Source organism: Pseudomonas atagonensis, assembly GCF_011369485.1.
GTDB lineage: Bacteria > Pseudomonadota > Gammaproteobacteria > Pseudomonadales > Pseudomonadaceae > Aquipseudomonas > Aquipseudomonas atagonensis.
The window spans coordinates 97,787-107,526 of record NZ_VXCA01000006.1 but is presented as its reverse complement, the minus strand read 5'-3'; the positions used below and the strand labels follow the sequence as shown (position 1 = coordinate 107,526).

General features: G+C 59.6%; 8 protein-coding genes. 5 read left to right on the top strand and 3 right to left on the bottom strand.

Annotated features, from left to right (window positions below; genetic code table 11):
• Nucleotides 1-739, bottom strand: a 739-nt coding sequence (locus F2P67_RS04870; RefSeq protein WP_166218041.1) for a TonB-dependent receptor, incomplete at its 3' end; no start/stop codon positions are given.
• A gap of 165 nt (nt 740-904) precedes the next feature.
• On the opposite strand from F2P67_RS04870, the gene F2P67_RS04865 reads away from it, so the two are divergent.
• Entirely contained in the window at nt 905-1,849 is a 945-nt protein-coding gene (locus tag F2P67_RS04865; protein ID WP_166218038.1) for a LysR family transcriptional regulator, read from the top strand.
• Nucleotides 1,850-2,039: 190 nt separating this feature from the next.
• Nucleotides 2,040-3,656 carry an alkaline phosphatase family protein gene (locus F2P67_RS04860; protein WP_166218035.1) on the top strand — a complete coding sequence of 539 codons (1,617 nt, stop codon included), beginning with the start codon at nt 2,040-2,042 and terminating at the stop codon, nt 3,654-3,656.
• Between the two features lie 197 nt (nt 3,657-3,853).
• Here the strand turns inward: F2P67_RS04860 and F2P67_RS04855 are convergent, their stop codons facing one another.
• A complete protein-coding gene (locus F2P67_RS04855) occupies nt 3,854-4,762 on the bottom strand; it encodes a TauD/TfdA dioxygenase family protein (RefSeq protein ID WP_166218032.1) in 909 nt (302 codons plus the stop codon).
• Nucleotides 4,763-4,943: 181 nt separating this feature from the next.
• Here F2P67_RS04855 and F2P67_RS04850 point away from each other — a divergent pair, with 181 nt between their 5' ends.
• Nucleotides 4,944-5,864, top strand: coding sequence for a LysR family transcriptional regulator (locus F2P67_RS04850; protein ID WP_166218029.1), 921 nt, complete (start codon nt 4,944-4,946; stop codon nt 5,862-5,864).
• Nucleotides 5,865-5,897: 33 nt separating this feature from the next.
• On the opposite strand, the gene F2P67_RS04845 is transcribed toward F2P67_RS04850, so the two are convergent.
• Entirely contained in the window at nt 5,898-6,911 is a 1,014-nt protein-coding gene (locus F2P67_RS04845; RefSeq protein ID WP_166218026.1) for an ABC transporter substrate-binding protein, read from the bottom strand.
• Between the two features lie 406 nt (nt 6,912-7,317).
• Between F2P67_RS04845 and F2P67_RS04840 the strand changes: the two genes are divergently transcribed.
• The gene (locus F2P67_RS04840; RefSeq protein ID WP_166218023.1) at nt 7,318-8,916 is read left to right on the top strand and encodes an ABC transporter permease; all 1,599 of its coding nucleotides are present in this window, start codon (nt 7,318-7,320) and stop codon (nt 8,914-8,916) included.
• Nucleotides 8,913-9,728, top strand: a complete 816-nt coding sequence (locus F2P67_RS04835; RefSeq protein ID WP_166218021.1) for an ABC transporter ATP-binding protein — start codon at nt 8,913-8,915, stop codon at nt 9,726-9,728. Before F2P67_RS04840 ends, F2P67_RS04835 begins: the two co-directional genes overlap by 4 nt.
• Nucleotides 9,729-9,740 lie beyond the last annotated feature (12 nt).

The following is a 9,740-nucleotide window of genomic DNA, read 5'->3' as shown; positions in this document are numbered from 1 at the left end:
CGCGCGATCCACCGTTGAGGTCATGGCCGTCGTATTCGTTCTTGATGTCCCCGTCACTGCGAGTGCGATAGGCGGAAAAGCGCCCGGCAAGTTGATCGTTGAGCGGCCCGGAAATCGTGCCCTTGGTCTGGAAGTAACCGTCCTCGCCAACCGACGTTTCGATGCTGCGCTCCGGTGTGAACGTCGGCGCCCGGGTACTGATGTTGATCACTCCGGCGGTGGTGTTTTTACCGAACAGCGTGCCTTGCGGGCCACGCAAAACCTCGAGCTGCTCGATGTCCATCAGATCGAACACAGCCATTCCCGGGCGGCCTAGATAGACGTTGTCGATGTACAGGCCAACGCTGCCTTCCAGACCATCACTGGCCGGGTTGTTGCCCAGCCCGCGAATCGACACGCTGGACTGGCGCGCGTGCATATAGGCGACGTTGACGCTCGGCACCAGTTGCTGCAAATCCTGGATGCGGTAGACCCGTTGCGTCTCAAGATTCTGGCCGCTGACCACACTCATGGGCGTCGGCACATCTTGCGAACTTTCTTCGCGGCGGCGGGTGGTCACGGTCACGGTTTCCAGTTGCGAACTGTTGGCCGCAGGCTTGCCGGCCGGTACCGGTGCCGAGGCTTCCGATTCGGCGGCGTAGCTGTGAGTCCAGCTGGCGCTCCCCGCCAGCAGCAGGGCCAGAGGCAGGCGTTTGAGCCGTCGTGGCGTTAAGGGTGACGCGAGGTTCAACGGACTCATGGCGCGGCTCCTGGTCAAAAAACACACAGACATCGTCAGCGCTGCATATTCTTTTAAGTTATTTATTTATGGATTTACAAATATTTACTGCATAAGAGATTGCCTTTATAAGGAGTCGACCTAATGCATATCCAATGCATTTCCCGGATATTTTTTATGTGAAAAATGCATATCGACTTGCGCCAACTTCGTCACTTCATCGCCTTGGCTGAACAACGCAGCTTCGTCGCCGGCGCGCAGGCGGTGAACCTGTCGCAGTCGGCATTCAGCCGCAGCATCCAGGCGCTGGAACACAGCGTCGGTTGCCAGTTGATTGATCGCGGGCGCAAGGAATTGCCGCCGACCAAACAGGGCCAGGTCCTGCTCGAGCATGCGCGGCGGCTGGTCAGCGGCGCGCAGCAGATGGCCAATGAGATCAGCCAGTTCAATGGGCTGGAGGCGGGGGAATTGCGCTTCGGTTGCGGCCCGGCACCGGCGGCGGGATTGATCCCGCGTGCGATCGGCAGCTTCATCGGCCGTTATCCGAAAGCGCGGGTGCAATTTCAGGTCGATGACTGGCAGAGCCTGAGCAAACGACTGCTCAGCGAAGAGTTCGAATTCTTCGTCGCCGATACTCGGCATTTCGAAGCCGATCCGGATTACCTGACGCACCGGTTACGGCCACGCAAATGGCATTTCTGCTGCCGCGCGGGGCATCCGCTGGCGGATCGCGAACGGGTCAGCGCGAAGGAGCTGATGAGTTATCCGCTGGCGGTGAGCATCCGGCCACCGAATCTGCGCAAAGTCATCGTCGATCTCAGCGGTCGTCCGGATTTCACGCCGAATGTGGAGTGTGAAAACAGCTCCAGCCTGCTAAGCGTGGTGCTGCGTTCGGATGCGATCGGGATCGTCGGCGCGTATTCCGATGCGTTGCATCAGGCCAAGGGTGATCTGCTGTGTTTGAAGATCGAAGGCTTGGCGGACGATCTGGAGGAGTTGTACACCCGCTATGGGATTGTCAGTCGGGTGGGGTATCGGTTGTCGCCGTTGGCTGAGGCGATGATCGAGCAGATCAAGGCGATTGATGCGGTGGATGAGGAAGTCTGTTCACTGGAGAATTTGGCTGTCTGATCTACCGCTATCGCGAGCAGGCTCACTCCTACAGGTGAGCGCATTTCAAATGTAGGAGTGAGCCCGCTCGCGATAGCGCCAGTACAAACACCAATGCATTCCCTGCATAAAACCCATTCCCCAAATGCACTTGCCGAACACCCTCATCGAAAGCGAAAACCCTCACCTGCCTCTCTGACCGGTGAACCCCATGTCCGACCCGCAAAAACCCGTGCGCAACGTGCTGTACATCATGTGCGATCAGCTGCGCCGCGATTATCTCTCCTGCTACGGCCACCCACACCTGCACACGCCGAACATTGATCGCCTGGCCGCGGCCGGCGTGCGTTTCAGCCGCGCCTACAGCCAAGGCACGATCTGCGGGCCGTCGCGGATGTCGGCTTATACCGGACGCTACGTCAGCAGCCATCAAGTGGCGTGGAACGCCGTGCCGCTGCCGCTCGAAGAACTGACCATCGGCGACTACCTGCGTCCCCACGGCATTCGTACCGCGCTGGTTGGCAAGACCCACGCCACAGCGAATGTCGATGCGTTGCAGCGATTGGCAATAAACCCGGCCAGCGAACAGGCCGAAGTACTCAACGAAGTCGGCTTTGAACCCTACATGCGCCACGACGGTATTTATCCCGACGATCCGCTGTTCGACGACAAACGCGAATCCGCGCCCTACACCCATTACCTGCGCGAAAACGGTTTCGAAGGTCGCAACCCCTGGCATGACTGGGCCAACGCCGCCGAAGGCGAGAACGGTGAAATCCTCAGCGGGTGGCACATGCGTCATGCGAATTTGCCAGCACGAATTCCCGAGCAACATTCAGAGACTGTCTACACTACAAATCGAGCCATCGACTTCATCACCGAGCAAGGCGAGAAATCCTGGTGTTTACACCTTTCGTATATCAAACCGCACTGGCCCTACATCGTACCATCACCGTACCACGCTTTGTACAGTACGAAATCGATTCTCGAACCGATCCGCGCGACGCCCTCCGAAGCCAGCAAACACCCCGTATACACTGCCTTTCGTCAGCATGAAGAAAGCCTCAACTTCTCCCGCGATTCAGTACGATTGAGTGTAATCCCGACCTATATGGGCCTGATCAAGCAAGTGGATGATCAGCTCGGGCGCCTGTTCGATTTTCTGCAGAGCAATGGCCGCTGGGATGACACGCTGATCGTGTTCACCAGCGATCACGGCGACTTTCTGGGCGATCACTGGCTGGGCGAGAAGGAGTTTTTGCTGGAACAAGCGGTGGGTGTGCCGTTGATCGTGCGCGACCCGCGGGCGGCTGCAGATGTCACTCGCGGAACCGTGGATGAACGGCTGGCGGAAACCATTGATGCGCTGCCGACATTTCTTGAGGCGTTAGGCCTGCCGACAGCTGAACATCGCCTTGAAGGTCGCTCGTTGATTGCGTTGTTGCACGGTGAACATCCCGACTGGCGCCGCTATGCGATCAGCGAATACGACTACGCCTTCCAGGCCCCGGCGCGCGAGCGACTGGGTCAGCCGATCGACCGTTGCAGGATGACCATGGTGCGCAGCGAACGCTGGAAATACCTGGCGTATGACGGCTTTCGGCCACAGCTTTTTGATCTGCTCAATGATCCGCAGGAGCTGCGCGACCTGGGTGAGGACCCGGCATATGCGGCGATACGCGAGGAGCATGCGGGGTATTTGTTTGAATGGATGCGGGGGTTGAAGCGGCGCACGACGATCAGTCATCAGGAGATTGATTTGCGTGGGCAAAGGTTTCGCTACGGTGAGCCCGAGACCGAGAAGGTCGTTCAAATTGGTGTGTGGTAGCTGAAAAGCCCCTCACCCTAACCCTCTCCCTGAGGGAGAGGGGACTGACCGTGGGATATTGAAAAAATGCGCCGACTTGGGAGAGCTTTACCGAATCCACAATCGACTCGATTTTACAGGTCGATGTATAGCGACAGGTACCTCGGTCGGCTCCCTCTCCCTCCGGGAGAGGGCTGGGGTGAGGGGCTGTTGATTCTTCAATCGCGCCCTTTGATGGTCTGGCTACGCTGCCCCGAAACCCCGACCGGCACTTCACCTTTCAACGTCACCCGGCGCACGATCCGATCCTGAGTCCCGTAATCATCAACCGCGTAATGCTGCGTCGAGCGGTTATCCCAGATCGCCACATCGCCCGCCTTCCAGCGCCAGCGCACGACGTTCTCCTGGCGAATCACATGGCTCTGCAACAAGCCGAACAGGTGCGCTGAATCAGCCTGGGAATAGCCCTTGATGCGCTTGACGAAATGCCCCAGCAGCAAGCTCTTCTCGCCGCTGATCGGGTGCACACGCACCACCGGATGCTCGGTCTCGTAAACGGTCGAGGTGAAGATCTTGCGATAACGCTCAAGCTTCTCTGCCGAGACGTCAGGCTTGGCGCCGGCGTAATCGTATTCGTTGCTGTGCACGGCGACCAGTTTGTCGGCCAATTCGCGAAGCTCCGTCGACAGCTCGTTGTACGCAGTGGCGGTGTTGGCCCACAGGGTGTCGCCACCGAACGACGGGGCCACCACCGAGCGCAGAATCGAGGCTTTCGGGTAGGCATCAACGAAGGTCACGTCGGTGTGCCAGGAGTTGGCGCGCTGACCTTCGGCACCGTCCAGCTCGAGCAGATAACGAGTGCCTTCACGCACGGGCACGGTCGGATGCGCCACCGGTTCGCCGAGCAGATGGGCAAAGGCTTCCTGGCGTTGATCATCGAGCTGGGTCTGCTCGCGGAAGAACACGACCTTGTACTGAATCAGCGCCTGCTGAATGGCTTCTACGGTGGCGGCGTCCAGTTCACCGGACAGGTGCACACCACGGATCTCGGCGCCGATACGACCGGCCACCGGATGAATCTCCAGCGCGTGAACAGCGGGTTTTACGGCGAGTGCGGCATTGCTCATGGGTAGACCCTCATCGACTGCTTGCGGTTGGACGGCAGCGAAACAACGCTCTATCTATATTCCATTTACATCTAATAGATATTCACATGCTTCGTTGACGGAATAAGAGCTTGCATTTAAAACCTCAAGCAACCCTCGTCGCAAATGCCTTCGAGCTATTTTTAGGATGCCGGAAAAGCATATGGATCTTCGCCAGTTGCGCTACTTCATCGCCCTCAACGAACACCGCAGTTTTGTCCGCGCGGCCGACGCCATGGGCATCACCCAACCGGCGTTCAGCCGCAGCATTCAAGGGCTGGAGCAGGAGTTCGGCTGCGTGCTGGTGGATCGCGGCAACAAGGATTTGCGCCCCACGCCCGAAGGCCAGGTAGTCTTGCAGCACGCCTTGAGCCTGGTGCAGGGCGCGGCGTTGCTCAGCGCGGAAGTGACGCAGATGACCAAGCTCGATGCCGGTGAGGTGCACTTTGGGTGCGGCCCGGCACCGGCGGTGAAACTGGTGCCCGACGCGGTGGCGCAATTCATCAACGCACACCCGAAAGTGCGCACCTGTTTTCAGGTAGATAACTGGGAAAAACTCAGCCGCGCCCTGAGCCGTGAAGAGATCGAATTCTTCATCGCCGACATCCGCCATTTCGAGTCCGATCCAAATTTTCAGACGCAGCCACTGACGCCCAAGCGCGGGGTGTTTTTCTGCCGGCCGGGGCATCCGTTGCTGGCCAAGGAAAGCCTGTCGACCAATGACATGTTCGACTATCCGCTGGCGACCACGCTGATCCCGCCGGGCATTCGTAAACTGCTGGCAAACCTCAGTGGCCGCATCGATTTTTCACCGACCATCGAGACCGAGCATTTTCCGGCTCTGGTGAAGGTAGTGCTGCAATCCAATGCCATTGGCATCGGTACGGAGGAGGCGTTCCACGAGGATATCGCCAAGGGCTCGCTGGTGTTGTTGCACTGGCGCAACCTGCCGCAGAACCTCGAGAGCATGAACGCCCGCTGCGGGATTGTCAGTCGCACCGGGTTTCGGCTTTCGCCGGCGGCACGGGCAATGATCGAGACATTGGTGGCGGTGGATCGGCAGGAAGTCAGCGTCGCTGTTTAAGGCCCTTTCGCGAGCAAGCCAAGCGCTAGACACTCAAAGCTTGGCAGCGGCGAGCTCCGGCGCCACCCAGTCGCTCACCTTGAACGGCTTGCGAATCAGCTTCTCCTTCGCCGCCAGGTCCACCGAATCCTGCAGCTTGCCGAGGAATACCGGATCCAGCGTCGAGGGGAATACGTCGCTGAGTTTCTGATCCTGCAGATCCTGAGTGAGGATCACCGGCGGATAGCTCGCCAGACCCGACACCAGTTGCACGTAAGCTGCCTTGTTGCTGTCTTGCGTCAACCATTCCACCGCTTGCTGCTGAGCTTTCAGCAACTTCGCCACGGCTTCAGGGTGCGCATCGACAAACTTGCCGGTGCCGACCAGCACCGACTGCACACTGCCGGCGCCACCCAGATCCTTGGTGTTCACCGGTAACTCGGCCAGACCTTTGGCCTGCAGTGCGGTCAGTCCGGAACTGCCCCACGATGCATCGATCTGTTTGGCGGCCAGTGCTGCGACGGCCGCATTGAAGTCGAGATTGATCACCTTCAGATCCTTCTCGCTCAGACCCTGGCTGGCCAGCGCTGCATCAAACGACAACTGCGTCGCCGTGCCACGGAAGATCGCTACACGCTTGCCCTTGAGATCCTGCAAGGTCTTGATCCCCGACCCCGGAACCACGCCCAGATACTGTTTCACGCCACGGGCGCTGGCACTGAGCAATCGCGTATCCAGCCCGTTGGATTTGCCGATGATCGCCGCCAGATCCCCCAGATACGCCAGATCGACCTGACCGTTGGCAAACGCCTCATTGATCACCGGCCCGGCGCCTTTGAAGAAGCTCCACTGAATCTTGATGCCCTGCTCGGCGAAGGCCTTCTCGAAAATCTGCTGATCGCGCAGCACGTCGACCACGCCGCCGCCACTGTGCTGAGTGCCGGCGCTCAGATCGGGCACGGCAATGCGGATTTCCTTGAGTTCGTCAGCGTGGGCGGTGAACGCCAGCAGACCCGCCAGCGCCGGGACGGCAAACCGACTGAAAACGCGTTTGAAGGGAAGGTTCATGGGTGCAGCTCCTTGATCACGACGGGCGTTGAGGAGCCGAAAGTAGGCTGAAGCAGCACCTTCGCTTAAATACTATAAATGCACATTTTTATAGCTTTTAACGCTAAGCAGGCTATGACGGGGCTTACAGCGACGTATGCATTAACAGCATCGAAAATATTCTTCGAATGCATTGGATGCGTATTGGCCAGAAGCCTTAAATGGTCTGGCTTATCTCCCAATAGCATTGATTTAAATTTTATTAGATCGATTTTGCATACACCGCGAACCCACGTGGGAGCGGGATTGCTCACGAAGGCGTCGTGTCAGCCAACACATTCGGCGACCGATACGACGCTTTCGTGAGCAAGCCCACTCCCACAGAAGCAAAGCGGTCAGCCATGCAACCCGACAACGGAGGTCACCCATGGCCCGTCAATCCCTGCTCAGCCTGCCGCTGCCTGCAACGCAGCTGAAAAGCCGGCGCACCTGGCCCAGCCTGAGTCAACGCCTGTTGCCGTGGTTACTGCCACTGGGCCTGTTCGCCCTGTGGTGGCTGGCGGCGCGCAATCAGTGGATGAGCGAGCAGATCCTGCCAGCGCCGTCGCTGGTGTGGACCAGCGCGGTCGAACTGTCTCAGGGCGAGCTGTGGAGCCATCTGTGGATCAGCCTGCAACGGTTGTTCTGGGGCTTGCTCGCAGGAATTTCTGCCGGCGCGTTACTCGGTGCTGCGCTGGGTTTCAGTCGCTGCCTCGAACGCTTGGTCTTCCCGACTTTTGCAGGCCTCGCGCAGGTGCCGACGCTGGCGTGGATTCCGCTGTTCATGGTGTTTTTCGGCATCGGCGAAGTGCTGAAACTGGTGGTGCTGATCAAAGCCATTGTCGTCCCGGTGACCCTGCACACGCTGGTCGGCGTGCGCGATGCGCAACCGAAACTGCGTGAAGCCGCTGCCGTGTTGCGCCTGCCGCCACGCTTGTTGATTCGTCGCCTGGTGTTGCCTGCCGCCCTGCCCGCTTTCATGGCGGGAGTGCGTCTGGCGCTGGCCGCCGGCTGGACGTCGCTGCTCGCCGTCGAACTGCTCGCCTCCAGCGAAGGCATCGGTTACCTGATGGTCTGGGCACGGCAACTGTTCATGCTCGACATCGTGTTCGTGTGCATCGTGGTCATCGGCCTGATCGGCGTAGCGATGGATCGCGGTATCGGTCTGCTGGACAAAAAACTGGTGCACTGGCCGCACCCGGCAACTGCGGAAATTCGCCGCGGCCCGCGCTACGAAGGCTGGCAGCGCCTGCAACCGTGGCTGTTGCCGCTGGGCTTGTTGGCCCTGTGGCAACTGGCAAATGATCGGCAATGGGTCGACGCCAATATTCTGGTGAGCCCGCTGGCCGTGCTGATCACCGCGTGGCACGGCTTGCTCGACGGCAGCCTGATTTCCGGCATGGCCCTGAGCCTGGGCCGCACCCTCGGTGGGTTGCTGTTGGGCGGCGGACTCGGCTTTGCGCTCGGCCTGCTGCTGGGTCTGTCGCGTACCAGTGAACGGCTGTTCGGCCCTACCCTCGCCGCGATCCGTCAGATCGCGATTTTCGCCTGGGTGCCGTTGCTCACCGCATGGTTCGGTCTGGGTGAACTGGCCAAGTGGGTCTTCGTCGCCCTCGCCGCGTTTTTCCCCTTGTTCATCGCCACCCAACGCAGCGTCGCCACCCTTTCGCCGCAACTCAACGAGGCGGCGCAAGTGCTGCGCCTGAGCCTCGCTCAGCGACTGCGCTGTCTGGTACTGCCAGGCGCCGCGCCGGGGATTTTCGCCGGGCTCAGGTTGAGCCTGATCTACGCCTGGCTCGGCACCATCGGCGCCGAATATTTCATGCCGTCCAACGGCGGCATCGGCAGTCAGATGATCGGCGCACAACAACTGCTGCGCATGGACTTGATCATGGCTGGCATGCTTTTCGTCGGTCTGACCGGCGCCCTGCTCAACCTCATTGGCCAACGCCTGGAAATTCGCGCGACCCGCTGGAGACACGCATGAACGCACCGATTGTCAGCTTCAACCATGTAGGCAAATCCTTCGATGTCGACGGCTTCGAACTGGAGGCGATTCGCGAATTCAACCTGGACATCGCCGAAGGCGAATTCGTCGCCATCGTCGGTTCCAGCGGTTGCGGCAAGTCCACCTTGCTGCGCTTGCTGGTGGGACTCGATACACAGTTTCGCGGGCAGATCAGCGTGGATGGCAAAGCCGTCAGCGGCATCGGCGGCGAGCGCGGCATCGTCTTTCAGGAACACCGTTTGTTCCCTTGGCTGAGCGTCGCCGACAACATCGGCCTGGGCCTGGTCAACGAGCCTTTGAGCGCCGCCCAAAAGCAAAAACGCATCGACGATTTCATTGACCTGGTTGGCCTGCGCGACTTCACCCGCGCTTACCCTCATCAGCTCTCCGGCGGCATGGCGCAGCGTGTGGCGATTGCTCGCGGCCTCGTTGCCAGCCCAAGAATTCTCTTGCTCGACGAACCCTTCGGCGCCCTCGATGCACTGACCCGTCAGCAGATGCAGGACGAGCTGTTGGCGATCCGCGCGCGAGCAAAAATCACCACGATCCTCGTCACCCATGACGTCGAAGAAGCGATCTTTCTGGCCGATCGCGTGGTGGTGATGGAACCCCGTCCGGGACGCATCAAGCAAGTGGTGAATATCGCTCTGCCCCATCCGCGCCAGCGCAGCAGTTTCGACTTCCATCAACTGCGTGAAGAACTGCTGCACGAACTGACCAGTGACGACCATTACCAACCGAGCGTGCCGGTGCAGATCCGTGATCTGCCGCTGACGTTCATTGCCTGCTGAACAGGAGTTTTG

What these genes read in the sequence shown, in the direction of transcription:
- F2P67_RS04865 (WP_166218038.1), top strand. Translation starts at nt 905, where the DNA reads ATGCATATCGACTTGCGCCAACTTCGTCACTTCATCGCCTTGGCTGAA.
- F2P67_RS04860 (WP_166218035.1), top strand. Translation starts at nt 2,040, where the DNA reads ATGTCCGACCCGCAAAAACCCGTGCGCAACGTGCTGTACATCATGTGC.
- F2P67_RS04855 (WP_166218032.1), bottom strand. Translation starts at nt 4,762, where the DNA reads ATGAGCAATGCCGCACTCGCCGTAAAACCCGCTGTTCACGCGCTGGAG.
- F2P67_RS04850 (WP_166218029.1), top strand. Translation starts at nt 4,944, where the DNA reads ATGGATCTTCGCCAGTTGCGCTACTTCATCGCCCTCAACGAACACCGC.
- F2P67_RS04845 (WP_166218026.1), bottom strand. Translation starts at nt 6,911, where the DNA reads ATGAACCTTCCCTTCAAACGCGTTTTCAGTCGGTTTGCCGTCCCGGCG.
- F2P67_RS04840 (WP_166218023.1), top strand. Translation starts at nt 7,318, where the DNA reads ATGGCCCGTCAATCCCTGCTCAGCCTGCCGCTGCCTGCAACGCAGCTG.
- F2P67_RS04835 (WP_166218021.1), top strand. Translation starts at nt 8,913, where the DNA reads ATGAACGCACCGATTGTCAGCTTCAACCATGTAGGCAAATCCTTCGAT.